Genomic DNA, 25,226 nt, shown 5'->3' on the forward strand with positions numbered 1-25,226 from the left:
GTGAGCGGCCGCCCCGCCCGTGGAATCCCGCGCGGCGGACCGACCACGAACGAGGCGGGCCGAGCATGAAATGGAACAGCGACGTCGCGGTCGTGGGCAGCGGGCCGAACGGCCTGGCAGCGGCCGTCACCTTCGCCCGCGCCGGGCTGCACGTGGACGTCTACGAGAGCCAGGACGAGATCGGCGGCGGCCTGCGCACGCACGCGCTGTTCGACAGCGACGTACGGCACGACATCTGCTCCGCCGTCCATCCGATGGCCGCCGTCTCGCCGTTCTTCCGCCGGTTCGACCTGTCGGCCCGCGGCATCGACCTGCTCCAGGCGGAAGCGTCCTACGCCCATCCGCTGGCTGACGGGCGAGCCGCCGTGGCGTACCACGACCTCGACCGGACCTGCGACGCACTGGGCCGTGACGGCGCCGGCTGGCGGCGGCTGATGGCACCGCTCATCGGCCGCAGCACCGAGATCGGGGAGCTCTTCCTCTCCGACTTCCGCTCCGTCCCCGCGTCCCTGCGGACTCCGGCGATGCTCGCGTGGCGGTCCCTGGTCCACGGGACGGCGCTCGCCACGCGCCGGTTCGCGACCGACGAGGCGGCCGCCCTCCTCGCCGGGGTGGCCGCGCACGCCGTCGGCAGGCTCCCCAGCATCGTCGGCGGGGCCGTGTCGGTCTTCCTCGGCCACCTGGCGCACAGTTCGGGGTGGCCGGTGCCGCGCGGCGGGAGCTCGGAGATCGCGGCCGGCCTGGCCGAGGACATCCGGCGCCACGGCGGGCTGATCCACACCGGTGCGCGCATCACCGAGCTGGCGCAGGTGCGCGGTTCGCGCGTCGTCATGTTCGACACCGGGCCGAAGGAGTTCTCGGCCGTGGCGGGCGACCGACTGCCCGCCGCCTACCGGCGACGACTCGGCAGGTTCCGGTACGGGCCCGCGGCGGCCAAGGTCGATTTCCTGGTGTCCGAGGCGATCCCGTGGCGCAACACCGACGTGGCCAGGGCCGCCACCGTGCACCTCGGAGGGTCGCAGGCACAGATCTACCGCCGGGAGTCCGGGGTCGCCCGCGGTGTCGACGCGGGCGACCCCTTCGTGCTGCTGGTGGATCCCGGCGTCGCCGATCCCGACCGGGTCCACGCCGGGAAGAGGCCCGTCTGGGCCTACGCGCACGTGCCCAACGGGTACGCGGCGGACCCCACCGGCTCCGTCACGGCACAGATCGAGAAGTACGCGCCCGGGTTCAGCGAGACGGTCCTCGCCGCCAGGAGCACCAACGGCGTCCAGTACGAGGCGTACAACCCCAACTACGTCGGCGGGGACATCGGCGCCGGGGCCCTGACCCTCGGCCAGCTGCTCATGCGCCCGACCCTCCGGTGGAACCCGTACGCGACCCCGCTGCCCGGCGTCTACCTGTGCTCCGCCTCCACCCCACCCGGTCCGGGCGTCCACGGCATGAGCGGCTACCTCGCCGCCGTCTCCGCGCTCCGCCGGGAGTTCGGCATCGCCGCGCCGCCCTCGCTCGGGCCCCGTCCGGCGTCTTTGCGACGTGAACCGTGACGGCGGCGTCATCGATCGGAGAGGCTGCTCGGTAAGGGTGGTGGCGGCGGGTCCGCCCCGTGGAACCCCTGGCGCCTTTGGAGGAGACCGATGTCCGCACCTGTTCAGCACCACCGGTTCGCCGTCGACGAGGACGGCAACGACCTGGGGTACGCCCTGTCGCTGCCGGACGGGTACGACGAGGGCCCCGGGCCGTGGCCGCTGCTGCTGTTCCTGCACGGCGCCATGGAGCGCGGCGAGGATCTGGCGGCGCTCGCCGTGCACGGGCCGGTGCGGCAGATCGCCGCCGGGGCGAAGCTGCCGTTCGTGGTGGTGGCCCCGCAGTGCCCGGCGCACAGCTCGTGGGTCGCGGAGGTGAGCGCGCTGGCGGCCCTGGTCGAGGACGTGGCGCGGACGTACCGGATCGACCCGGACCGGCGGTACGTGACCGGGCTGAGCATGGGCGGCACCGGCACGTGGGCGCTCGCCGCCCGGTACCCGCGCCGGTTCGCCGCCGCCGTGCCGATCTGCGGGTCCGGGCTGAGGGAGGCGGCGCCGCGCCTCGCCGCCCTCCCGGTGTGGGCCTTCCACGGCGGGGAGGACGACGTCGTCCCGGTCGCCCACACCGAGCGGGTGGTCGAGGCGCTGCGGGAGGCGGGCGGTCCGGTGCGGTTCACCCGCTACCCGGGGGTCGGCCACGACTCCTGGACGCGGACGTACGACGACCCCGAGGTCTACGCCTGGCTGCTCGCCCAGTCCCGCCGGTCCCGCAGCGCGGGCTGAGAACGCCGACGGGCCCGGCGGACGCTACTGCTGGGGGCCGGTCGCCTGGCGGGAGCCGGTCCGGGGGCGCGTGGGGTGCGGGACGGACGCGGGCAGGGCGTGCCCGGTGCGGTCGTCGGTGTGCCAGGACTGCGACTGGAAGGCCAGGAACACCGCCGCCCACCGGCTCTCCGCCGGCAGGTGGATGAGCAGCGCGCCGTCCTGGTAGACGCCGTCGTCCGTCCGGAACCGCCCGCTGTTGCCCTGGTTCATGTGCACGTCGTGCACGCCGTTGCCGGGCAGGAAGCCGAACACCTTGTCCGGGACGCCGGGTTCGGGCCCGAAGCGCTGCCCGAAGACGTACACCGCGGCCGCCGGGTCGGCGATCGCCCCCTGGACGTGCTGGTCGAGCATGTCGGCGAGGTCGTTGTCCGGGCCCGGGAGGTCGGGCGGCAGGACGCGCATCGCCGCGGGGTCGAACAGGTGCCCGCGGACGAAGTCCAGGCTCGCCGTGCCCGGCCGGGACGGCAGCGGGTTCCAGCCGCTGCCGGCCGGCGGGAGGAGACCGGTGACGGGGTGCCGGAAGTCCTCGACCGCGAGGTAGCGCAGGTCCGCGGGGGCCTGCTGGGAGAGGACGTTGACCGCCGCGCGGTAGTCGGTGCCCCCGGCGTCGCGCAGGTGGATCTGGTAGTGCGGGGTGTCGGTGGCGCCCTCGCGGCGCCGGTCGACGGCGGTGGCGGCGAGCACGCCGTAGTCGCTGATCGGCATGGGTGTGGTTCCTCGGTTCCCTGGCTGCTGGTCCTGGTGCCTCGCCGGCCGGTCGGCCGGGGTTCCTCCGTTATCGCGCACACCGCCGACCGGGGGCTGTGGAATCCGCAGTTGTTCATCTGCCGTCCCCCGAACGGGCTTTCGCGCCGCAGAACGTTGACGTCGGGGCGCCGTCGTCCGGGGACTGGACGAGGGCTGGATGAGGACCGGACGAGGACTGGACGAGGGCGGGGCGAGGGCCGGACGAGGGCGGGCCGGTCAGTCGGCCGGTGCCGGCCTGCCCCGGCCGGGCAGGACGTGGACGCGTCTCGACCGCCCCCGGAGCAGCTCGCCGGTGACGAAGGCCGTCACCGCGGCGACGATCAGCAGCGGCATCGCATCGGCGGCCTGGCCGCCCAGCAGCGCCGTCGCCAGCACCGTGCTGGTGACCGGAAGCCGGGTGACGGCCGCGCCGGAGGCGGCCAGTCCGACGGCCAGCGCGGGCGCGGTGCCGAAGCCGGGCAGCGGCGCGCAGGCCGCCCCGAGCGCGGCACCGATCAGGATCGCCGGGAAGATCGGGCCGCCGCGCAGGCTGCCCAGGGCGATCCCCCAGCCGACCGTCTTGCACAGCACCAGGGCGAGCAGCGCGCCGATCGACCAGGCCGCCGGGTCGGCCGCCAGCGCGCCCAGGGTGACCTGCCCGGAGAGCGCGGCCTCCTCCGGTGAGCGACCGGTGAGCAGCGGGTACGCCGCGAGGCAGGCCCCGACGGCGATCGCGCACAGCACCGTCCGGACGGCGGTCCGACGAGCGGTCGGCACCGGCCGGGGGCCCGCCGGATCGCCCGTGGTGAAGGCCTTGACCCGCCGGCCGAGGGCCTGCCCGGCCACGCAGACCACGGCGATCACCACCGCCAGCGGGACGCCCCAGAGGAAGTCGCCCAAGTCCGGGACGCCGCTCTCGGGCACCCGCGGCAGCGAGAGCGCGCCGATCGACAGCCCGGTCCAGTGGCCGAAGCCGGTGAAGACCAGCGCACCGACCCCGCTGGCCAGCAGGCAGGGCAGGATCAGAGCGATCAGCCGCGGGCCGCCCAGCCCGGCCGCCTCGATCATCATCACGCCCGCCACCAGCGGGCTGCCGAAGATGGTGGAGATCGCCGCCGCCGCCCCGGCTGTTCCCAACACCGGTACCAGTTCCGGGCGTTGGGCCCGCCTGGCGGACCGGACGGCGAGCAGCGCGAGGCCGCCGCCGATCGCCATCAGCGGCGCCTCCGGGCCGAGCACCGCGCCGAGCGGCAGGCAGGCGAGCGCGGCCAGCACCACGCCGGGGACGGCGCCCGGCGGGGTGGGCGGGCCGCCCAACCCGTCCACCGGGACGTGGCCGCCGCGCCCGGGCAGCCGGGTGACCACGGGGGCGAGCAGCAGGCCGGCCAGCAGCAGCGCGGGCAGCGGCCACCACCAGGGGGCGCGGTCGAAGCCGGCGGCGACCGGCAGGCTCTCCCAGACCCAGTGCTGGAGTTGGTGCTCCAGGCCGACGAAGCCGAAGGCGACCAGCGAGACCGGGACGCCGATCAGGGTGGCGACCAGCAGCAGGCCGAGGTAGCCCTTGCCGAGCAGCACCTGGCGCAGGGTGGGGCCACCGTTCTGCTGCTGGGGCGTCCCCGGCATCGCCGCTCCTTCGCGCTCCCGGGGCGCGCGGCCCCCGTCCTGCGACCGAGTCTCGCCCGGGGCCGGGCGGCCCGCACGGCGTGCGGCCCGTCAGCCGGGCGCCGGACGAGCGGAGTTGCGCCGTTCAGGTGAGAGCGCTCTCCGGGGCGGCTGGCGACCGGAGCGGGTGGGCGTCGACGGCGGCCGGGGCCAACAGCGGGCGGTCAGAGCCGGCGGGCGTCGCCGAGCGCGCTCTCGATGCCCTGGACCATCCGCCACAGCGGCGCCCGGCGGCTGGCGACCAGCACCACCACATCGTCCGCCCCGGACTCCGCGGGCTCCCCGGACCCCCCGGACTCCCCGCCCGGGCGGTCGTTCCAGGTGCCGGTGACGAAGGCCATCGCCGCGTCGACCTCGACCACCCAGTCGCTCTCGCCGCCCGAGCGCAGCCAGGTGCGCAGGGCGTGGTTGTGCGCGGCGACAACGGCGGCGGCGGTCACGTCGGCGCGCAGCGGGCCGTCCGGGCGGTCGGCGAACCGGCCGCGCAGGTAGGCCGCGAGCGTGTGCTCGTAGCGCCAGACCACGGAGAGCTCGTACGCCCGCAGGCCGGGGACCTTGCGGGTGAGGCGGTAGCGCTGGACGGAGAAGGAGGGCTGTTCGGCGTACATCCGCAGGACGAGCCGGGCCGCGTCGCAGGCGTGCTTGACCGGGTCCTCCTCGCCGGTGCCGGACTCCAGGAACTCCGTCATCTCGGCGAGGCTGCGCTCGTGGTCCGGGAAGACCACGTCCTCCTTGGCCGGGAAGTAGCGGAAGAAGGAGCGCCGGCCGACCCCGGCGAGCGAGACGATGTCGTCGATGGTGGTCTGCTCGAAGCCGCGTTCCAGGAAGAGCTCGAAGGCCGCGGCGACGAGCGCCTCGCGCATCGCCGGCTTGGCGGGCCCGTCGTTCATGGGCAGGTCCTGCTCTTCCTTCTCGCTCATTCCCGGAACATAGCATCGGCCCCGAACGGCCGGACCGGGTGCTCGGCCCGGCCGTCGGTGCACCTCGGAGAGGCTGTTACGGCAGGTTGCGGGCCATGACGATGCGCTGGACCTGGTTGGTCCCCTCGTAGATCTGGGTGATCTTCGCGTCCCGCATCATCCGCTCCACCGGGTAGTCCCGCGTGTACCCGTACCCGCCCAGCAACTGCACCGCGTCCGTCGTGATCTCCATCGCCGCATCCGACGCGTAGCACTTCGCCGCCGCCCCGAAGAACGTCAGATCCCCGTCCCCACGCTGCGACTTCGCCGCCGCCACATACGTCAACTGCCGCGCCGCCTCCAGCTTCATCGCCATGTCCGCCAGCATGAACTGCACACCCTGGAACTCCGCGATCGCCTTCCCGAACTGCCGCCGCTCCTTCACATACCCCTTCGCGTAGTCCAACGCCCCCTGCGCGATCCCCACCGCCTGCGCCGCGATCGTCACCCGCGTGTGGTCCAACGTCCGCATCGCCGTCGCGAACCCCGTCCCCTCCGCACCGATCATCCGGTCCGCAGGAATCCGCACATTGTCGAAGTACACCTCACGCGTCGGCGAACCCTTGATCCCCAACTTCCTCTCCGGCGCACCGAACGACACCCCCTCGTCGCCCTTCTCCACCACGAACGCCGAGATCCCCTTCGACCGCAGCTCCGGATCCGTCACCGCCATCACCGTGTAGAACTCCGAGACACCCGCGTTCGTGATCCAGCGCTTCACCCCGTTCAGCACCCAGAAGTCCCCGTCCCGCACCGCCCGGGTCCGCATCCCCGCCGCGTCCGAACCCGCCTCCGGCTCCGACAGGCAGTACGAGAACATCCCCTCACCCCGCGCCAACGCCCCCAGGTACTTCGCCTTCAACTCCGGCGAACCCGACAACTGCACCGGCAACGACCCCAGCTTGTTCACCGCCGGAATCAACGAGGACGACGCACACACCCGCGCCACCTCCTCGATCACGATCACCGTCGCCAGCGCATCCGCCCCCGCACCACCGAACTCCTCCGGCACGTGCACCGCATGCAGATCACTGCCCCGCAACGCGTCCAACGCCTCCTGCGGGAACCGCCCCAGCTCATCCACCTCCGCCGCGAACGGAGCGATCTTCGCCTCGGCCAGCGAACGCACCGCCTCACGGAGCATCTCGTGCTCCTCGGAGATACGGAAGAGATCGAACTCCTGGCTCATGATCGCCACTCCTGTTTCACGACGGTACTCAGTACCCTTCATTATGCACCCACGCGGCAAAAAGGGAACTCAGTGCCTTCACATGGCGGCACTGAGTTCCCTATCCTTTTTTCTGCCGAACTTCTGCCGAACAAGCCGGTCCGAGCGCAGGGAGATGACAGCGTGGTCCACTCAGCCATCGATGCCGACACCCGGAGCACCACGCTGTACTTCCAGCGCTGCTCGTGGTGCTGCAACCCGACCTTCCAGCGGCTGCTCTGCCCCACCTGCGGCTCCACCGAGCTGCGGCTGGAGCCCAGCGAGGGCACCGGCGTCGTCCGACGCTGCGAGGTCGAGCAGGCCCGGACGCCGCTGGTCCGCCAGAAGTCCCTGATCCGGATGGCCGAGGGCTTCGACGTCTGGTGCATCGTCGACGGGCTGCGCAGCACCGTCCCGGTCGGGACGCGGGTGCGGCTGCTGTCCGCCCCCGGCTCCGAGCAGCCCGAGCTGCGGCTGCTGCCGATGGAGGGGCCGCAGCCGCCGGTGGACGTCGAGCCGCGACCGCTGCCGCCCGTCCAGGGCGGGTTCACCCAGCACCTCGCGGCCTTCGCCGAATAGCGTCCACCACACGGCGGATAGCGTCCGCCACACGCCGGAGGGCGTGGCACCGGGTACTCGGTGCCACGCCCTCCGCCATGTGGTGTGCGGGGATCAGCCCTTGCGGGACTTCACCTCGGCGGTCAGCTGCGGCAGCACGGCGAACAGGTCGCCGACCACGCCGTAGTCCGCCAGCTCGAAGATCGGGGCCTCCGGGTCCTTGTTGACCGCGACGATGGTCTTCGAGGTCTGCATGCCCGCCCGGTGCTGGATGGCGCCGGAGATGCCGTTCGCCACGTACAGCTGCGGCGAGACCTGCTTGCCGGTCTGGCCGACCTGGTTGCTGTGCGGGTACCAGCCCGCGTCGACGGCGGCACGCGAGGCACCGACGGCCGCGCCCAGCGCGTCCGCGAGCTCCTCGACGACGCCGAAGCCGGCCGCCTCGCCGACGCCGCGGCCGCCCGAGACCACGATCGCGGCCTCGGTCAGCTCCGGACGGCCGGTCGAGACCCGCGGGGTGCGCGAGGTGACCTTGGCCGCGTTGCCGGTGAACTCCACCGCCACGTTCTCCACCGCACCCGCGCCCGCAACGGCCTCGGGGGCCACCGCGTTCGGCTTGACCGTGATGACCGGCACGCCGTTGCTGACGCGCGAGTCGACGGTGTACGAGGCGGCGAACACCGACTGGGTGGCGACCGGACCACCGTCGCCCGCACGCAGGTCGATGGCGTCGGTGATGATGCCGGAGCCCAGGCGCAGTGCGACGCGGGCGGCGATCTCCTTGCCCTCGCCGGAGGAGGTGACCAGGACGGCGGCGGCGTCGCCGGCCTTGGCGATCTGGGTGAGGGCGTCCACCTTCGGGACGACCAGCTGGTCGGTGAACTCGGCGCCCTCGGCGACGTACACCTTGGCCGCGCCGTACTCGGCGGCCTTGGCCGCGATGTCGGCGGCGGCGGCGCCGGCGCCCAGCACGACCGCGGACGGCTCGCCGATCCGGCGGGCCAGGGTCAGCAGTTCGAGGGCCGGCTTGCGGACCGCACCGTCGGCGTGGTCCACCAGGACGAGAATCTCAGCCATTGCTCAATGTCTCCGTGTTTCGCTGTGGCAGGGGGTGGGTGGCTCGGCCGGGCCGGCTCAGATGAACTTCTGGTCGGCGAGGAAGCCGGCGAGCTGCTTGCCGCCCTCGCCCTCGTCCTTGACGACCGTGCCCGCGGTCCGCGCCGGACGCGCCGCCACCGACTCCACCGCCGTCCACGCACCCGCCAGACCGACCTCGTCGGCCTCGATGCCCAGATCGTCCAGGTCCAGCGACTGGACCGGCTTCTTCTTCGCCGCCATGATCCCCTTGAACGACGGGTACCGGGCCTCACCCGACTGGTCCGTCACCGACACCACCGCCGGCAGCGCCGCCTCCACCAGCTCGGTCGCCGCGTCACCGTCACGACGGCCCCGCACCACACCGCCCTCGACCGACACCTCGGACAGCAGCGTCACCTGCGCCACGCCCAGCCGCTCCGCCAGCAGCGCCGGCAGCACACCCATCGAACCGTCCGTCGACGCCATCCCACCGATCACCAGGTCGAACCCGGTCTTCTCCAGCGCCTTCGCCAGCACCGCCGACGTCCCGATCACATCCGACCCGTGGATGTCCTCGTCGTTCACGTGCACGGCCTTGTCCGCACCCATCGACAGCGCCTTGCGCAGCGCGTCCTTCGCATCGTCCGGCCCGACCGTCAGCACCGTCACCTCGGCGCCCTCGTTCGCCGCCGCGATCCGCAGCGCCTGCTCCACGCCGTACTCGTCGAGCTCCGACAGAAGGCCGTCCACACCCTCCCGGTCGGTGGTGTGGTCGTCCGCGAACCGACGGTCACCCGTCGCGTCCGGCACGTACTTCACACAGACGACGATCCTCAAGCTCATGAGTGGTTCTCCTGTCACGGTCGCACTGGTCGATGGCCTCACGTCATGCCGAGGGTACTGAGTGCCAATCCCGGCCCGGCCGCGCCCTGCGCGCCGTGAGCGCCACCTGGACCGGCATACCGTGTCGGCGCTCTTCGACTGGTGTCGGAGGCTCCACGAAGAGGATACGGCACTCAGTACCCCTGGTAAAGGAACTCAGTACCCTTCCCGGTGTGCGCTGGGCCTCAGGCCGCCCTCAGCGCCCTCAGGCGGCCAGCACCACGGCGGCCTCCCCCGTGTAGACGCGGAAGGTGAGGGACTCCTGGAGGTAGAGCCGCACGGTGTCGGCGTCGTGGGAGAGGTAGCCGACGGAGACGTCCTGGCCGAGGAAGAGTTCGAAGTCGCCGCCCCGGGTGGAGAGGAGGAGGGCGCCCTCGATGGCGGGGGCCCAGATGATGTCCCCGTCGAGGAGGCGGGCGAGGTGGTTGTGGACGGGGTAGCCGTGGTCGCTGGTCTCGTTGACGGCGGTGAAGGTGTCCGCGCCGAGCAGGAGCGAGTAGGGGCCGCCGACGCCGGCCAGGCGCAGCGCGGTGAGGGCGCGGCTGACGGCCTCGGGGTACTCGCGGACGTCCTCGGGGAGCCGGACCAGCGGGTTGGTGGAGCCGGCCCGGATGCCCTCGATGGCGGCGGCGCGGTAGCCCTCGAAGACGGCGCGGTCCTCGGCGAGGGCGATGGTGCGGGCGGCGTCCTTCACCGGCTGCCAGTCGGAGTCGCGGGAGCCGCGCTCGACGTCGTCGACGGCCTCGCGGCGGACGGTGAAGGGGACGCGCAGCTCGACCACCGGCTGGGCGGCGCGGGCGTGGGCCTGGACGCCGTCGGCGGGCGGTTCGATGCCGGTCAGGTGGCCGGTGCCGACGGCGGCGAGGGTGGAGCCGTCGGGGCCGTTCAGGTCGACCACACGGCGGCCGGCGATGTGGAGCTTGAAGGTCTGGCGGGCCTCCTCCTCGATCTCCGCCCAGGCTGCGGCGGAGACGGGGGCGAGGTCGCGGTGCAGGTTGTTCATGGTGCGGGTCCTTGTCGGGAGGTCCGGTTCAGGGCGTGCCGCGCAGGCTGCCGATGCCGAGCGAGCCGGTCGCGGGGGGAGCACTCGGCGCGGGCGGAGCGGGCGGCGCCGACCGCACCGGGGGCGCCGACGGCGCGGGCGGCGGAGCGTCGAGGAAGTCGGCGGTCGGGACGAAGAACAGCGAGCCGGTGACGGCGGTGGAGAAGTCGAGCAGCCGGTCGGTGGTGCCGGGCGGGCGGCCCACGAACATGTTGCGCAGCATCTCCTCGGTCACCTCGGGATCGCGCGCGTAGCCGATGAAGTAGGTGCCGAACTCGCCGCCGCGGTCGAACGAGCCGAAGGCCATGTTGTAGCGGACGATCTGCCGCTGCTCGCCGCCAGGCCCGGTCACGGTGCTGAGCGCGACGTGCGAGTCGGCCGGTTTGGCGTCGTCGTCGAACTCGATGTCGGTGAGCTTGGTGCGGCCGACCGCCCGTTCCTGGTCCTCGACGCTCAGCGCGTTCCACGCGTCCAGGTCGTGCAGGTACTTCTGGACGATGACGTAGCTGCCGCCGGTGAAGGCCTGGTCCTCGGCGCCGACCACGGCGGCGGTCTCGGCGGCCCGGCCCTCGGGGTTCTCGGTGCCGTCGACGAAGCCGAGCAGGTCCCGGTCGTCGAAGTACTTGAAGCCCTGGACGGAGTCCACCACGGTGGCCGCCCCGGCCAGCCGGCCGGTGAGCTGGCCGGCCAGCTCGAAGCAGAGGTCCATCCGGGCGGCCCGCAGGTGCAGCAGCAGGTCGCCGGGGGTGGCCGGGGCCCGGTGGCGGGTGCCGGCCACCTCCCGGAAGGGGTGCAGGCCGGCCGGCCTGGGGCCGTCGAAGAGGCGGTCCCAGGCGTCCGAGCCGATGCCGGTGACGCAGGTGAGGCCGCCCTCGGGGGCCCGGAAGCCGACCGCGCGGCGCAGCCCGGCGAGGTCGGGCAGCAGGTCGCGGACGGCGTCCTCGCCGCCGGGCTCGACGGTGAGGACCAGGAAGACCGCCGCGCTGGTCAGCGGGGAGAGCACGGCTTGCGGTTCGGCCTGCATGGCGAGGGTTCCTCCACGGTGGCGCGGGAGGCCGGGCGGCGTCCCGCTCATGGCCGGTGGTCAGCGTGCCACGGCTGCCGCCGACCGGGCGGGCCGACGGCGTGACGGACCAGCGGCGTGACGGACCAGCGGACATCTGATCATGCGTACGATTACACCCCATAGCGGACCATTCGGCGCGGGCGGCACTCCCCCGAACGGCCCTCCCGGACGCGCCGTCCGCCGAGGCCGTTCGGGGGCGCCATCGGCCGGTGGGCACGCGGAAGGGGCGGACGCGCCGTCACGCGCCCGCCCCTTCCACCCCGACTGTCAACCACGCAGGGCCGCCAGCTGCTCGGCGAACGGCACCACCTGTTCGGGCAGCGCCGGCGCCGCCGGGCCGCGGCCGGCCAGCAGGGCCGCCAGTTCGCCCGCCGCGCGGTCGATCCGGCCCGGGAGGCCGTCGGTGAGCCCGTCCCCCGCCGCGCCCCAGTCGTCGGTGGCCGCGTAGACGGCGGTCGGCACCACCACCGCACGCAGGTAGCTGAACAGTGGCCGGACGGCGTGCTCCAGGGCGAGCGAGTGCCGGGGCGTGCCGCCGGTAGCGGCGATCAGCACCGGCTTGCCGGTGAGCGCGTCGTGGTCGACCAGGTCGAAGAACGACTTGAACAGGCCGCTGTAGGAGGCGGTGAAGATCGGCGTCACCGCGATCACCGCGTCCGCCCCGGTCACCGCGTCGATCGCCCCGCGCAGCGCCGCGCCGGGGAAGCCGGTGACGAAGTGGTGGGCGATCTCCGTGGCCAGGTCACGCAGTTCGACCACCGTGACGTCCACCTGCCGCCCACCACCGGACAGTTGACGGACCGTCGAATCGGAGAGACGGTCGGCCAGCAGCCGGGTCGAGGACGGCTTGCTCAGCCCGGCGCTCACCACCACCAGCCGGTACGCGGTCACTTGGCCACCTCCATGGTCTCCCCGTCGACGGACTCCTCGTTGCGGGCCGCGACCCGCGCGGCGTGCGTCGGCCCGTCCGGCACCGCGGCCGGGCGGTTCCTGGCGAACTCCTCGCGCAGCACCGGCACGACCTCCTCGCCGAGCAGGTCCAGCTGCTCCAGCACGGTCTTCAGCGGCAGGCCGGCGTGGTCCATCAGGAACAGCTGGCGCTGGTAGTCGCCGAAGGACTCGCGGAAGGCCAGCGTCTTCTCGATGACCTCCTGCGGGCTGCCCACGGTCAGCGGGGTCTGCTCGGTGAACTCCTCCAGCGAGGGCCCGTGCCCGTACACCGGCGCGTTGTCGAAGTACGGGCGGAACTCCCGCACCGCGTCCTGCGAGTTGCGCCGCATGAACACCTGCCCGCCGAGGCCGACGTACGCCTGCTCGGGCGTGCCGTGGCCGTAGTGGGCGTAGCGCTCGCGGTAGAGCTCGATCAGCTTCTGGAAGTGCTCCTTGGGCCAGAAGATGTTGTTCGCGAAGAAGCCGTCCCCGTAGTAGGCGGCCTGTTCGGCGATCTCCGGGCTGCGGATCGAGCCGTGCCAGACGAACGGCGCGACGCCGTCCAGCGGGCGCGGGGTGGAGGTGAAGGACTGCAGCGGGGTGCGGAAGCGGCCCTGCCAGTCCACCACCTCCTCGCGCCAGAGCTGGTGCAGCAGCGCGTAGTTCTCGATCGCGAGCGGGATGCCCTGGCGGATGTCCTTGCCGAACCACGGGTAGACCGGGCCGGTGTTGCCGCGACCCATCATGAGGTCCACCCGGCCGTCGGCGAGGTGCTGGAGCATCGCGAAGTCCTCGGCGATCTTCACCGGGTCGTTGGTGGTGATCAGCGTGGTCGAGGTGGAGAGGATGATGCGGTCGGTCTGCGCGGCGATGTAGCCGAGCATGGTCGTCGGCGAGGACGGGACGAACGGCGGGTTGTGGTGCTCGCCGGTCGCGAAGACGTCGAGGCCGACCTCCTCGGCCTTGCGCGCGATGGCCACCATGGCCTTGATCCGCTCGTGCTCGCTCGGGGTGCGGCCGGTGGTCGGGTCGGGGGTGACGTCGCCGACGGTGAAGATTCCGAACTGCATGCTGCTCACCACACTCCAGGTCGGCCCCTCGCCCGGGCGCTCGGGGCGCACGGGGTTCTCGGGGCGGATCGTTAAACTTTCAACCACCTTAGCACCCGGGTGCGGATCGTTATTCCCGCCCACACTTGAGGGAGGAGCTCCGGAAGGGCGGCGAACCGATGGCGACGTACATCGCGGTGAGCGCGCTGAGCCACGAGGGCCTGGTGCGGCAGCACAACGAGGACAGCCTCACGGTCGGGCCGTGGACACTCTGCGCCACCGTGACCGGCAACCCGCAGACCCTGCTGTTCCCGCTCGGCCCGCCCTGCGTGGTCGCCGTGGCGGACGGCCTGGGCGGCCACCCCGGCGGCGAGGTCGCCAGCGCCCTGGTGGCCCGCCGACTGGCCGCCGACGGCGCCGGACTGGACGGCGAGGAGGCCCTCCGGGAGGAACTCCAGGACTGCAACCGGGCGGTGTACGCGGCCGCCGCCGGCGAACCCGAGCTGGCCGCGATGGGCACCACGGTGGCCGGCCTGGTGCTGCTGCCCGGCCGGGCGGTGGCCTTCAACGTGGGCGACAGCCGGGTCTACCAGGTCACCCCGGACGGGCTGCACCGGGTGAGCGTGGACGACAGCCCGCCACTGCCGCCCGGCCGGCGCACCACCTCGGTGGTCACCCAGACCCTGGGCGGCTCGCTCGGACTGACCTTCGTCGAGCCGCACGTGCGCGCCGCACCGCTGGCCGCCGGCGACCGCTACCTGGTGTGCAGCGACGGCCTGACCGACCCGGTGCCGGAGGAGGAGCTGGCCGAATTGCTCGCCCGGCCGCACGACGGCTCCGACCGCGCCGACGGGAGGGCCGCGTTCGAGCTCTGGAAGGCGGCGATCGCGGCCGGCGGGCCGGACAACATCACCCTGGCGCTGGTCCGGATCGGCGAGTAGCCGCCAGCGGGCACGGACCCGCCCCGGCGGGGCGCCGAAGCGCTCCGCCGGGGCGGTCACCTGTCCGTTTTCGGTCGCTCGACGAGCGTCCGGTCAGAGTTCGCTCGTGACGCTCACCCCGCTGAAGCCCTGCTGGGCGTAGAGGCTGAAGTAGACGTAGCCGGCCGGCGGGTTGGTGATCGTCAGGGTCTCGGAGTTGTCCGGACCCGACGAGTGCGCCGTGCTGGCGTCGGTGTACGCCCAGGAGGCCGGGTTGTAGTAGAGGTCGCCGTTGCCGGTGCCGCCGCTCGTGGTGACCTTCACCTGCTTGGTGCCGGCCGGCACCAGGAGGTAGAAGTGCGCGTAGTTGCCGGTGGTCGCCGCGATGTTGCTGCGGGCGCAGTTGGCGTCCAGCTTGCGGATGTCGGTGCCGGCGCACTCCGGCAGCTGCGGCTGGGTGGGCGTGCCGCCCCCGGTGGCGCAGGCGCCGTTGGCGCACGCCGTCAGCCAGCTGTCGAAGCCGGCGTCGTAGCGGGTGCCGATGGTGGTCTTGAGCAGGGTGCGGGCGCCGGCCCAGTCGCCCGCCCGGTACTTGGCGAGGACGGAGTCCAGGTCGCCGCGGTGCTGCTCCAGCATGTAGCGGACGGCGAGGTAGCCCCAGCGGTAGACCCGGTCCTGGTCACCGTAGGCGGTGTCGAAGAGGTCGCTCAGCTTGTAGGTGTGCCGGGCGGCCGCCGCGATGGCGGCGTCGTTGGTCACCTTGCGGTACGAGTACGAGATGTACTCGGCGAAGCCCTCGACCCACCAGACGGTCGGGGTGGTCATGCCGGCGTTGAAGTCGCCGTACATGTCGAACCGGCCGTCGAGGTAGTGGGTGTACTCGTGGTTGAGGTTCCAGATCTCGAACGACGGGCGGGCCCACTCGGCCTCGTAGCAGAGGAAGCGCGGCTGGTTGCCGACCTTGGCCGGGTCGCCCTCCAGGTACATGCCGCCGTTGTTGGTGTCGATGCCGTAGATGGCCGCGGCCAGCACCTGGTAGTCCAGGGAGGAGTGGAAGACCACCACCTCGATCGTGGTGTTGCTGTCGTCCTTGACCGGGCCGTTGTCGCGCACCACCGAGTGGAAGTACGCGTCCTGGCCGGTGAGGCTGGTGCAGGCGGTGCCCAGCTGGGTGTTGTCCAGCGCCTGGGCGATCAGCTTGATGCTCGGGCTGCAGGTGTAGTTGACCGTCAGCACGCCCGCCTTGAGCTGGTCGGAGGCGTTGCAGGTGCCGTAGTAGGCGCAGTTGGCGGCGTCGTAGTAGCCGACCCCGTCCGCGACCGCGGCCCACTGGTAGACGGTGCGACCGTTCGGCGCGGACTGCGCGACCAGCGACTTGGCGAGCGGACGGACCTTGGGCTGGAGCGCCGTGTCCTTCAGGAAGCGGGTCAGCTCCTTGGCCGCGTTGTAGACCAGCACGCCGAAGTCGCCACCGAGCTGGTCGTTGTTGCGGGTCGCGAAGCCGGACAGCGCGTCCAGCACGCTCGGGTCGGCCTCGACCGCCGCGTCGAAGCCGGTCACCTGGTGGCCGCGGAACAGCACCGTGAAGACCGGGTTCACCGCCCAGGCCATGCCGGCCGGGTTCCAGGTGGCGCTGCTGTAGTCGTTCAGCAGCTGCTTGACCACCGGGAGGTAGCGGATGTTCTCCTGCGCGCTGTCGATCAGGGTGACGGCCTCGCCCAGGATGGGCGCGTTGCCCGCGGCGACGTCCCGCACGTGCGCGCCGCCGAAGAAGGCGTCCAGCCCGGAACGGATCGCCGTCTGGAGGGCGGTGCCGTAGGTGCCGACGTCGTCCTTGTGGTACCACTGCGCGAAGTACCCGGCGCGCAGGTACAGCACCAGTTGCTCGACGGAGGTCGAGTTGTCGCCCGGGTAGCTGCCGGACGCGTCGCGCAGCGCGTACGCCACGGTGGTCATCTGCTCCTCACGGAACGCGCCCCTCGCGTCCGCGCCGGTGAGCTGGAAGAGCCCGTTGATGCACTGGATGTCGGCGGCCTTGATGTGCTGGACCAGGTCGCCGCCCGTCCGGCCGGTGAAGTCGCCGACGTTGCAGGGCTGGGCGGCCGCCGCGCCGAGGGAGAAGGCCTTGGCGGTCGGCCGGGCCTCGGCCGGCCGGGTGTCGAGCGGGAGCGGGGCCCGCTGGTCGGCAGAGGCGAACTGCCGGTCGGTGTGGCCGCGTTCGGGGGCGCCGACGGCGGGCTGCGGCGCCGGTCCGGCGGGGGTGGTGGGGGCGGACGCGCCGCCGGGGGCGGCGGCAGGGGCGGCCTTGCTCTGTGGGGCGAACAGGCCGATCGTCAGGAACATGGTCAGGGCGAGTACTAACAGCCTTGCCAGCTGCGGGAGTCGCAGCAGACGCGCGGAACTCACGTGGGGGCCTCCGGGCCGTCGTCGGTCGCATTGGGGGTGCGGCCGGTGGGGGGTGAGGACCGTTGGCGACGGCGCCTCGTGGGCGGTTCCGTCGTACACACGGTGGGGAGTGTGACATGTACCATGGCACACATCACATGACGTTGGATAGCCCCGCTCATGTGAGCGATTCGCGGGGGAACGACGCAGGGGCCGTGCCGACGAATCGTCGGCACGGCCCCTGCGCTTGGGCGTTGACGCCCCGCTCCACTACTTCCGCAGCAGCAGGATCACACCGGCCGTCACCAGGCCGACCAGGACCGCCGCCGCGCCGTACGCCAGCCGGTGTGCGCGCAGCACCGGGAGGAAGCGGTCCACGGCGTAGCGGCCCGGACCGGTCAGGGCGAGCGCGGCGGCACCCGCCGTGAGCAGCAGCTCGTACTCGCTGCCCTTCGGGGCGAAGAAGCCGCCGCCCCAGGTGACGGCGATCGCGTTGACCATCGTGCCGACGATCGCGGCACCCGCCAGCGGGGTCAGCAGGCCGACGGCGAGGGCGAGTCCGCCGAGCGTCTCGGTGAGGCCGGCGACCACAGCCATGGCGTTGCCCGCCGGGTAGCCGCTCATGGTGAAGAACTGACCGGTGCCGTCGATCCCGCCGCCGCCGAACCAGCCGAACAGCTTCTGGCTGCCGTGCGCGGCCATCGTCAGGCCGAGGGCCAGGCGCAGGAGCAGGAGTCCGGCGTCGTAGGCGTGCGGGGAGGTCGTCGCGGAGTCGGGGGTCGCCCGGCCCGGGAGGACGGTGGTGGTGGGGGCGGTCGTGCTCGGGCTGCTGCTCGGCATGCGCGTCTCCATCGATCGGGATCGGTCGTAGGGGTGTGGTGGCGCGGCCGGGCGGGTCATCCCGCGGCTGTTGTTCAAATTTGAACCGGCCACTCCTCGACCGTACCTTGGAGTTCGAATTTGAACAACTGACGGGTCGTGGACAACTCGCGGGCCCGACCCCGCCCGGGGCAGGGTGGAGACATGGCCCAACGCAGGCAGCACCGGCGGACCGCGACACCCGGCACGCCCTACCCCGAAGCCCTCGCCGCCTTCGGCGAACGCGTCCGGCTGACCACCCCCCGCCAGTGGGACGCCCCCACCCCGTGCGCCGACTGGTCCGTCCGCGAGCTCGTCAACCACCTCACCGGCGAACAGCTGTGGATCCCCGAACTGCTGATGGGCGCCACCATCTCCGAAGTCGGCAGCCGCTTCGACGGCGACGTCCTCGGCGACGACCCGGTCACCGCCTGGACGGAAGCCGCCGACGCCGCCCGGGACGCCTTCGCCGTCACCGGCGCCACCGAACTCACCGTCCACCTCTCCTTCGGGGACGTCTCCGGGCAGTACTACCTGGACCAGCTCACCACCGACCTCGTCATCCACAGCTGGGACCTCGCCGAAGCCATCGGACGGCACACCCGGCTCCCGGCGGAACTCGTCGACTTCGCCCTCGGCGAGTTCGCCGGCTACGGGGACCTCTCCGGGAGCGGCCTGTTCGACCCGCCCCTGCCCGTCCCCGACGACGCCGGCCCGCAGACCCGCCTGCTCGCCCTCACCGGGCGGCGCGACCGGCCCTGACACGGCTGGGGTGCGGCACGACCGGCCTGACCTGCGGCGGCCGGCGTGGCGCGACCGGCCCTGACCTGCGGCGACTGCTGTAGGTGCCCGACGCCGGATACTGGAAGGAGCGGGGGCCGCGATCCGTGCGAGAGGCGGGCACGCCATGAGCCGCAGGCCGGACATCCTCGGCGAGTTCACCGCCGACCACCGGGCGGTCACCGAGCTGCTCGACCGGATCGAACGGACACCCGCCGGCGCCGCCGAGCGCACCAACCTGCTGGCCCGGCTGACCGACCTGCTGTTCACCCACTGCGCGGCCGAGGAGGAACACCTCTTCCCGCTCGTGCAGCACGACGTGCCGGACGGCGGGGCGCTGGTGTTCGGCAGCATCCACGAGCACCTGGCGATCGGGCAGTACCTCTCCGACCTCCAGGGCCTCGGCCCGGCCGACCCAGCCTTCGACACCCTGCTGCGCGGCCTCACCGACACCCTGCGGCGCCACCTCGCCGTCGAGGAGAAGCAGCTCTTCCCGGCCGCCCGCAAGGCCCTGCCCGCCACCGCCCGAGCCGCCCTCGGCGACCGGCTGCGGGCCGAACGCGCGGAAACCGCCGAGGGCCCCGAGGGCACCGGGCCCGCCGAAGCGGGCGCAGCGGGGCCGTGAGCCTCAGTTCTTCGGGCTGATCACCGCGAAGCGGCCGCCCTCCCGGTCCTGCAACCGGGCCACCCGCCCGTACGGGGAGTCGAAGGCGGCCCCCACCGCCGAACCGCCCAGCTCCACGGCCCGGGCCAGCGCCCGGTCGGCGTCCGGGACGGCGAAGGACACCTCCCAGTGCGGCGACAGCCCCGCCGCACCGCCCGCCTGCTCCCTCGCCAGCGCGGCGACGCTGTGGCCCTCCGCCCGCAGCACCACCCGGTCGTGCTCCCAGCGGACGTCGAACCGCTCCGGGTCACGGCCGTCCCAGCGGAACACCTGCCCGTAGAACAGCGCCGCCGCGAACGGGTCCGGCGTGCGCAGCTCGATCCAGACCGGCGCGCCCGGCAGGTCCAGCCGCCGGGCCCGGCCCAGCGGGCCCTCCCAGATGCCGAACACCGCCCCGGCCGGGTCCGCCGCGAAGGCCACCCGCCCGGCGTCGAAGGCCAGCGGGCCCACCGCCAGGGTCGCGCCGCGCTCGCGCACCGCGTCGGCGGCCTCGTCCGCGCTCTCCGTACCGAAGTAGCTGGTCCACGCCACCGGCATCGCCCAGTCGCTGCCCGCGACCCCCAGCCCGGCCACCGCCTCCCCGCCGGTCACCGCGTGCAGGTACGGGCCGAAGCGGTCCGGCGCCGGCTCGAACTCCCAGCCGAGCAGCGGCCCGTAGAACGCCTTCGCCCCCTCCAGGTCCCGGGCCGTCAGGCTCACCCAGCACGGAACGGCCGCCACGCAGCGCACCTTGGCGGTCTCACCGCTGCCCATCGCGGACCTCCTCGCCCCCCGGCCGCCGGGCCCCTCCCGACTCCCACGACCCACCGGCCGCCCGGGACGCCCACAGCCTAGGGCCTCCCTTTCGGATCACGTCGGATCAGCGCGCGGCGTCGGAGTGCGTGCATCGCAAGGCGGAGGAGGGAGTCCATGCGGAGCATCGGCGACCGACGACAACGCGGCGAGGTGCGTGCTCCGGCGTCGCGCGCCCGGCGTGATCCGAAAGGGAGGCCCTGATCCGACGGGCGTAGCGCGTTCCGGGAGGCATGGCCGGGATCAGCGCACCCAGTTCTTGAGCGGCTCGGTGTCCAGCGAGATCCCCACCGGCTCGGGGAGGTGGACGGTCTTGCCGAACGGGAGGATCTGCGCGGTCTCGTAACGGACGCCGTCGGGCTGGCTGTAGACGGTGACCTCGGCGGAGTCGCGGTCGATCAACAGGTAGACGGGGATGCCGGTCTCGGCGTAGGCGCGCGGCTTCTCGACGCGGACGCGATGGTCGGCCACGGATTCGTAAGAGGTGACTTCGGCAACCATCAGTGCCTCGTCCGCGCTCACCCACTCCCCCTGCCCGGCAAGGGCCTCGGAGGGGGCCAGCATGCCGTCCGGGTGCGCGCGGCCACCTCGGGCGCCCTGGACCCTCAGGCCATGGCTGTGCAGCCAGAGCTCAGGCCGCGCCTGGAGGCAGCTGCGGACCAGCCATTCGAGGACCCGGCCGTGGCTGCCGTCCCGCGGGGGTTTGACTCCCAGCCTCCCGTTGAGGAACTCCAACCGGACTCCTTCGATCGTGCGGGCTGCGAGCCGGGCGAGTTCCTCGAATTCTTCGGTCAGCAGCTGCGGTCGGTCGGGGCCGTCGATCTCGACGCTCATTCCTGGGTCGGGGCTCATGCCTGTGACCGTAGAGCCACGATCAGACAGCGCCGGTCCGGACCGGGGGCTCGTTGCGGGTGGCTCGGAAGAGTGGCACGGGAAATGTGACCCGGGTCACAGCGAAAGGCGAAATTTCCGGGGAGGGAATCCCCGTTTGGTCTTTCGTAGGCAGAAGCGGGGAGAACTTCCCCGGTATCCTGAAGGAGCAGTCGCCGTGACCACCGCCGCCACCGAGCCGGTCCGACCCGTGGAGACCGTCCGTGCGCCCAAGCTGCGCGCTGACGCGACCCGCAACCGGGAGCGGATCGTCCTGGCGGCTCGCGACGCCTTCGTCGAGCACGGCGCGGACGTGCCGCTGGACGAGATCGCGAAGCGGGCCGGGGTCGGCAACGCCACGCTGTACCGGAACTTCCCGGACCGCTCGGCGCTGGTCCGCGAGGTGGCGCTGCTCGTCAAGAGCCGTATCCTGGCCCTTGCCGAGACGGCGACGGTCGAGGCGGACGCCCCTGACGGCGTCCCGTTCGACGCCCTGCAGCGGTTCGCGCACGCGACCGTCGCGGAGAAGCTCGGCGCGCTCTGCCCGATGTTCACCAGCCACGTCGACCCGTTCGACCCGGACCTCACCGAGGCCCGCGAGCGCCTGACGGCCGCCGTGAGCGGTCTGATGGAGCGCGCCCGGGCGGCGGGTGAACTGCGGGCGGACGTCGACCACGGAGACCTGTTCATCGCGATCAGCCAGCTGACCCGGCCGCTGCCGGGGACGTCCTGCCAGCTGCTCGACGACTTCGTCCACCGGCACCTGCAGCTGTTCCTGGACGGGCTGCGCACGCCGGCCCGTTCGGTGCTGCCCGGCCGGGCCGCGACCTTCGAGGACTTCCAACCCCACCACTGACCCACCAGCGGTACCCCGACCGACCGACCCGCCCTCCGGACCGCGCCGACCACCGGCCCGCCAGGAGCTGATCCCCGCACGCCCCGCACCGACGCACGCCCCCGTACGGCGACCAGCCGTCCCCGTACGGCGGTCGAACCCTGTCGCACGCCACGCACCCTGAAGTGAGTACCCCCATGCCTGAAACCGACGCCCGAGCGGCGACGCTGCCCGATCCCCGGCGCTGGAAGGCGCTGATATTCATCGGCCTCGCCCAGCTGATGGTCGTCCTGGACGCCACCATCGTGAACATCGCCCTGCCGTCCGCCCAGCGGGACCTGGGCATCTCCGACGGCAACCGCCAGTGGGTGATCACCGCCTACGCGCTGGCCTTCGGCGGCCTGCTGCTGTTCGGCGGCCGGATCGCGGACCTCTGGGGCCGCAAGCGGACCTTCGTGGTCGGCCTGGCCGGCTTCGCACTCGCCTCCGCACTCGGCGGCGCCGCGGCCAACACCGCGATGCTGCTCGGCGCCCGCGCCCTCCAGGGCGTGTTCGGCGCGCTGCTCGCCCCGGCCGCGCTGTCGCTGCTGGCGGTGACCTTCACCGAGGCCAAGGAGCGCGCCAAGGCCTTCGGCATCTACGGCGCGATCGCCGGTGGCGGTGGCGCGATCGGCCTGATCCTCGGCGGCCTGCTGACCGAGTACATGAACTGGCGCTGGACCTTCTTCGTCAACGTCCCGTTCGCCATCGTCGCCGCCGCGGGCGCCGTCCTGGTGATCCGCGAGCCCGCCGAGGGCCGCAACCGCAACCGGCTGGACGTCCCCGGCGTGCTGCTGGTGACCACCGGCCTGGTCTCGCTGGTGTACGGCTTCACCCGCGCCGAGTCCAGCGGCTGGACGGCCGCCAGCACGCTGGGGCTGTTCGTCGCGGCCGTCGTGCTGCTGACCGCGTTCGTCCTGGTGGAGCGCCGGGTCAAGGCCCCGCTGCTGCCGCTGCGCGTGGTGCTGGACCGCAACCGCGGCGGGGTGTACCTGTCGCTCGGCCTGGCCGTGATCGGCATGTTCGGCCTGTTCCTGTTCCTGACCTACTACCTGCAGCTCGTGCGCGGCTACAGCCCGGTGCTGACCGGCGTCGCGTTCCTGCCGATGGTGGCGGGCATGATCACCGGCTCGACCCAGATCGGCGCCCGGCTGATGACCCGCGTCCCGGCGCGGTTCCTGATGGCCCCCGGCTTCCTGGTCGCCTCGATCGGCATGCTGCTGCTGAGCAACATCGGTCTGGACACCTCCTACCCGATGCTGATCCTGCCCGGCCTGGTCCTGATGGGCCTCGGCATGGGCACCGCGTTCATGCCGGCGATGAGCCTGGCCACGCACGGCGTCCAGCCGCGCGACGCGGGCGTCGCCTCGGCGATGGTCAACACCTCGCAGCAGGTCGGCGGCGCCATCGGCACCGCGCTGCTGAACACCATCGCGGCCAGCGCCACCACCAGTTGGCTGGCCTCGCACGCGACCGCCGCGGCGGCCACGTCGCCGGCGGCCGCCCAGGCCCTGCAGTTCCAGGGCATGGTGCACGGCTTCACGACCGCGATCTGGGTGTCCTTCGGGATCCTGGTGGCGGCCTCCGCGATCGCCTTCACCCTCGTGAACGCCGGTCGCCCGGACGCGGCGTCGGCTTCGGGCGCCGGTGCGGCGAAGAACGACGAGGTGCCGGTGATGGTGCACTGACGCCTGCGGGTTACTCGGGTGCGTACGCGGCCCGTCCGGTGTCCCCTTCCTGGGGCGCCGGGCGGGCCGCTCGCCGTTTCCGGGGCCGGCGGTTCCGGGGCCGACCGTCGGCGGCGCCGTCGCTTCGGGGTCTGCGGTTCCGGGTCTGCGGTTCCGGGTCTGGATCACAGCCGCCCCGGGTAGAAGTGGGGATCACTCCCCGATTATGGTGACCTCAGCGAGAAGCGGGGAATGATCCCCACTTCCTTCCGACTGAGGTGCGTGCACATGACCCGGAATCAGAACCCAGGACGGGGGCGGCGGGCCGTCGACTGGGCGGATGGCCGGCTGGGGATCCACACCCTGGCCAGGGCCAACCTGCGCAAGATCTTCCCGGACCACTGGTCCTTCATGCTGGGCGAGATCTGCCTGTACACCTTCCTGATCATCATCCTGACCGGCGTCTGGCTGACCCTGTTCTTCAAGCCCTCCATGGGCGAGGTGATCTACGGCGGCTCGTACGTCCCGCTCAAGGGCGTGCCCATGTCGCAGGCCTACGCCTCCACGGTGGACATCAGCTTCGAGGTCCGCGGCGGGCTGCTGATCCGGCAGATCCACCACTGGGCCGCCGTCGTCTTCGTCGCGGCCATGTTCGTGCACATGATGCGGGTCTTCTTCACCGGTGCGTTCCGCAAGCCGCGCGAGGTCAACTGGGTCTTCGGCTTCCTGCTGCTCTTCCTCGGCATGCTGGACGGCTTCTTCGGCTACTCGCTCCCGGACGACCTGCTCTCCGGCACCGGCATCCGGTTCATCGAGGGCGTGGTACTGGCCATCCCGCTGGTCGGCACCTACGTCCAGATGTTCCTGTTCGGTGGCGAGTTCCCCGGGCACGACATCATCCCGCGGTTCTTCACCGTCCACGTGCTGCTCGTGCCCGGCATCATGCTCGGCCTGCTGGTGGCGCACCTGATCCTGGTCTTCCACCACAAGCACACCCAGTGGGCGGGCCCGGGCAAGACCGAGAAGAACGTCGTCGGCATGCCGCTGATGCCGGTCTACCTGGCCAAGGCCGGCGGGTTCTTCTTCCTGGTCTTCGGCATCGTCGCGCTGATGTCCGCCGTCGCCACCATCAACCCGATCTGGGCGTACGGCCCGTACCGCCCCGACCAGGTCTCCACCGACGCCCAGCCCGACTGGTACATGGGCTTCGCCGAGGGCCTGATCCGGGTGATGCCCGGCTGGGAGGTCGGGCTCTGGGGGCACACCCTCAACCTCGGCGTGCTGATCCCGTTCACGCTGTTCCCGGTGATCCTCGGCGCGATCGCGGTCCACCCGTTCATCGAGAGCTGGGTGACCGACGACAAGCGCGAACACCACCTGCTGGACCGGCCGCGCAACGCGCCCGTCCGCACCGCGCTCGGTGCCGCCTGGATCAGCCTCTACCTGGTGATGCTGGCCGGCGGCGGCAACGACCTCATCGCCACCCATCTGCACCTGTCGCTCAACGCCATCACCTACGCGGTGCGGATCGGCTTCTTCGCCGTCCCGGTGGCCATCTTCGTCATCACCAAGCGCTGGTGCCTCGGCCTCCAGCGCCGCGACCGCGACAAGGTGCTGCACGGACGCGAGACCGGCGTCGTCAGGCGCCTGCCGCACGGCGAGTTCACCGAGGTGCACGCCGGGCTCGCGCCCGCCGAACTGCACCGGCTCACCGCACACGAGCAGCCCCGCCCCCTCGAACTGCCGGCCCCCGTCGACGAGAATGGAGTCGCCCGGAGCGCGGGCGTGCTCAGCCACACCCGCGCCCGGCTGTCCCGCGGATTCCACGGCGAACACGCCCGGATCGCCGAGCCCGCCGCCGAGGAGTGCCGCGAGATCACCGAGGGCCACGGGCACTGACCCGCGGC

23 protein-coding genes are annotated in these 25,226 nt (G+C 72.5%); 9 read left to right on the forward strand and 14 right to left on the reverse strand.

The window, feature by feature from the left end:
- Nucleotides 1-65: 65 nt before the first annotated feature.
- Complete coding sequence (locus A6F73_RS06790; RefSeq protein WP_063346943.1) at nucleotides 66-1,547, forward strand: NAD(P)/FAD-dependent oxidoreductase; 1,482 nt, start codon at nucleotides 66-68, stop codon at nucleotides 1,545-1,547.
- A gap of 90 nt (nucleotides 1,548-1,637) precedes the next feature.
- Complete coding sequence (locus tag A6F73_RS06795) at nucleotides 1,638-2,309, forward strand: PHB depolymerase family esterase (RefSeq protein ID WP_063346944.1); 672 nt, start codon at nucleotides 1,638-1,640, stop codon at nucleotides 2,307-2,309.
- A 24-nt stretch (nucleotides 2,310-2,333) separates the two neighbouring features.
- Here A6F73_RS06795 and A6F73_RS06800 read toward each other — a convergent pair whose 3' ends face one another.
- The 4 genes from A6F73_RS06800 to A6F73_RS06815 all read right to left on the reverse strand — a co-directional run bounded on the left by A6F73_RS06800 (nucleotide 2,334) and on the right by A6F73_RS06815 (nucleotide 6,887).
- On the reverse strand, nucleotides 2,334-3,056 hold the full coding sequence (locus tag A6F73_RS06800; RefSeq protein ID WP_063346945.1) for a YukJ family protein: 723 nt from the start codon (nucleotides 3,054-3,056) through the stop codon (nucleotides 2,334-2,336).
- Nucleotides 3,057-3,314: 258 nt separating this feature from the next.
- Entirely contained in the window at nucleotides 3,315-4,700 is a 1,386-nt protein-coding gene (locus A6F73_RS06805; protein ID WP_063346946.1) for a chloride channel protein, read from the reverse strand.
- Nucleotides 4,701-4,903: 203 nt separating this feature from the next.
- Nucleotides 4,904-5,659: a TetR family transcriptional regulator gene (locus A6F73_RS06810; RefSeq protein WP_244293315.1), complete on the reverse strand. Its 756-nt coding sequence runs from the start codon at nucleotides 5,657-5,659 to the stop codon at nucleotides 4,904-4,906.
- Between the two features lie 76 nt (nucleotides 5,660-5,735).
- A complete protein-coding gene (locus A6F73_RS06815; RefSeq protein WP_063346948.1) occupies nucleotides 5,736-6,887 on the reverse strand; it encodes an acyl-CoA dehydrogenase family protein in 1,152 nt (383 codons plus the stop codon).
- A gap of 162 nt (nucleotides 6,888-7,049) precedes the next feature.
- On the opposite strand from A6F73_RS06815, the gene A6F73_RS06820 reads away from it, so the two are divergent.
- A complete protein-coding gene (locus A6F73_RS06820; protein WP_063346949.1) occupies nucleotides 7,050-7,484 on the forward strand; it encodes a hypothetical protein in 435 nt (144 codons plus the stop codon).
- A gap of 93 nt (nucleotides 7,485-7,577) precedes the next feature.
- Here the strand turns inward: A6F73_RS06820 and A6F73_RS06825 are convergent, their stop codons facing one another.
- The 6 genes from A6F73_RS06825 to A6F73_RS06850 all read right to left on the reverse strand — a co-directional run bounded on the left by A6F73_RS06825 (nucleotide 7,578) and on the right by A6F73_RS06850 (nucleotide 13,530).
- Nucleotides 7,578-8,540, reverse strand: a complete 963-nt coding sequence (locus A6F73_RS06825) for an electron transfer flavoprotein subunit alpha/FixB family protein (RefSeq protein WP_063346950.1) — start codon at nucleotides 8,538-8,540, stop codon at nucleotides 7,578-7,580.
- 57 nt (nucleotides 8,541-8,597) lie between these two features.
- Nucleotides 8,598-9,383, reverse strand: coding sequence for an electron transfer flavoprotein subunit beta/FixA family protein (locus tag A6F73_RS06830; protein WP_079135488.1), 786 nt, complete (start codon nucleotides 9,381-9,383; stop codon nucleotides 8,598-8,600).
- A 244-nt stretch (nucleotides 9,384-9,627) separates the two neighbouring features.
- Entirely contained in the window at nucleotides 9,628-10,425 is a 798-nt protein-coding gene (locus A6F73_RS06835) for a family 1 encapsulin nanocompartment shell protein (protein ID WP_063346952.1), read from the reverse strand.
- 28 nt (nucleotides 10,426-10,453) lie between these two features.
- Nucleotides 10,454-11,488, reverse strand: coding sequence for a Dyp-type peroxidase (locus A6F73_RS06840; RefSeq protein WP_063346953.1), 1,035 nt, complete (start codon nucleotides 11,486-11,488; stop codon nucleotides 10,454-10,456).
- 309 nt (nucleotides 11,489-11,797) lie between these two features.
- On the reverse strand, nucleotides 11,798-12,421 hold the full coding sequence (locus tag A6F73_RS06845; RefSeq protein WP_063346954.1) for an FMN reductase: 624 nt from the start codon (nucleotides 12,419-12,421) through the stop codon (nucleotides 11,798-11,800).
- Complete coding sequence (locus tag A6F73_RS06850; RefSeq protein WP_063346955.1) at nucleotides 12,418-13,530, reverse strand: LLM class flavin-dependent oxidoreductase; 1,113 nt, start codon at nucleotides 13,528-13,530, stop codon at nucleotides 12,418-12,420. The genes A6F73_RS06845 and A6F73_RS06850 overlap by 4 nt, the downstream gene beginning before the upstream one ends.
- A 158-nt stretch (nucleotides 13,531-13,688) precedes the next feature.
- Here A6F73_RS06850 and A6F73_RS06855 point away from each other — a divergent pair, with 158 nt between their 5' ends.
- Nucleotides 13,689-14,450: a protein phosphatase 2C domain-containing protein gene (locus tag A6F73_RS06855; RefSeq protein ID WP_063346956.1), complete on the forward strand. Its 762-nt coding sequence runs from the start codon at nucleotides 13,689-13,691 to the stop codon at nucleotides 14,448-14,450.
- 93 nt (nucleotides 14,451-14,543) lie between these two features.
- Here A6F73_RS06855 and A6F73_RS06860 read toward each other — a convergent pair whose 3' ends face one another.
- Complete coding sequence (locus tag A6F73_RS06860; RefSeq protein WP_063346957.1) at nucleotides 14,544-16,772, reverse strand: M9 family metallopeptidase; 2,229 nt, start codon at nucleotides 16,770-16,772, stop codon at nucleotides 14,544-14,546.
- Nucleotides 16,773-17,084: 312 nt separating this feature from the next.
- Nucleotides 17,085-17,654: a DoxX family protein gene (locus A6F73_RS06865; protein ID WP_063346958.1), complete on the reverse strand. Its 570-nt coding sequence runs from the start codon at nucleotides 17,652-17,654 to the stop codon at nucleotides 17,085-17,087.
- Nucleotides 17,655-17,837: 183 nt separating this feature from the next.
- On the opposite strand from A6F73_RS06865, the gene A6F73_RS06870 reads away from it, so the two are divergent.
- Both A6F73_RS06870 and A6F73_RS06875 read left to right on the forward strand, forming a co-directional pair.
- Nucleotides 17,838-18,434 (forward strand): TIGR03086 family metal-binding protein, encoded by a 597-nt coding sequence (locus A6F73_RS06870; protein WP_063346959.1) that lies wholly within the window; start codon nucleotides 17,838-17,840, stop codon nucleotides 18,432-18,434.
- Nucleotides 18,435-18,579: 145 nt separating this feature from the next.
- A complete protein-coding gene (locus A6F73_RS06875; protein ID WP_063346960.1) occupies nucleotides 18,580-19,077 on the forward strand; it encodes a hemerythrin domain-containing protein in 498 nt (165 codons plus the stop codon).
- Nucleotides 19,078-19,080: 3 nt separating this feature from the next.
- Here A6F73_RS06875 and A6F73_RS06880 read toward each other — a convergent pair whose 3' ends face one another.
- Together A6F73_RS06880 and A6F73_RS06885 are read right to left on the reverse strand one after the other, a co-directional pair.
- Nucleotides 19,081-19,869, reverse strand: coding sequence for a VOC family protein (locus tag A6F73_RS06880; RefSeq protein WP_063346961.1), 789 nt, complete (start codon nucleotides 19,867-19,869; stop codon nucleotides 19,081-19,083).
- Nucleotides 19,870-20,151: 282 nt separating this feature from the next.
- Nucleotides 20,152-20,760 (reverse strand): Uma2 family endonuclease, encoded by a 609-nt coding sequence (locus tag A6F73_RS06885; protein WP_244293316.1) that lies wholly within the window; start codon nucleotides 20,758-20,760, stop codon nucleotides 20,152-20,154.
- Nucleotides 20,761-20,956: 196 nt separating this feature from the next.
- Between A6F73_RS06885 and A6F73_RS06890 the strand changes: the two genes are divergently transcribed.
- The 3 genes from A6F73_RS06890 (at nucleotide 20,957) to A6F73_RS06900 (ending at nucleotide 25,218) form a co-directional block, all read left to right on the forward strand.
- Complete coding sequence (locus tag A6F73_RS06890; protein ID WP_063346963.1) at nucleotides 20,957-21,634, forward strand: TetR/AcrR family transcriptional regulator; 678 nt, start codon at nucleotides 20,957-20,959, stop codon at nucleotides 21,632-21,634.
- Between the two features lie 176 nt (nucleotides 21,635-21,810).
- Nucleotides 21,811-23,340: an MFS transporter gene (locus tag A6F73_RS06895; RefSeq protein WP_063346964.1), complete on the forward strand. Its 1,530-nt coding sequence runs from the start codon at nucleotides 21,811-21,813 to the stop codon at nucleotides 23,338-23,340.
- Nucleotides 23,341-23,607: 267 nt separating this feature from the next.
- Nucleotides 23,608-25,218 carry a cytochrome bc complex cytochrome b subunit gene (locus A6F73_RS06900; RefSeq protein WP_063346965.1) on the forward strand — a complete coding sequence of 537 codons (1,611 nt, stop codon included), beginning with the start codon at nucleotides 23,608-23,610 and terminating at the stop codon, nucleotides 25,216-25,218.
- Nucleotides 25,219-25,226: the final 8 nt, after the last annotated feature.

The organism is Streptomyces sp. MJM8645, from assembly GCF_001625365.1.
Taxonomy (GTDB): domain Bacteria; phylum Actinomycetota; class Actinomycetes; order Streptomycetales; family Streptomycetaceae; genus Kitasatospora.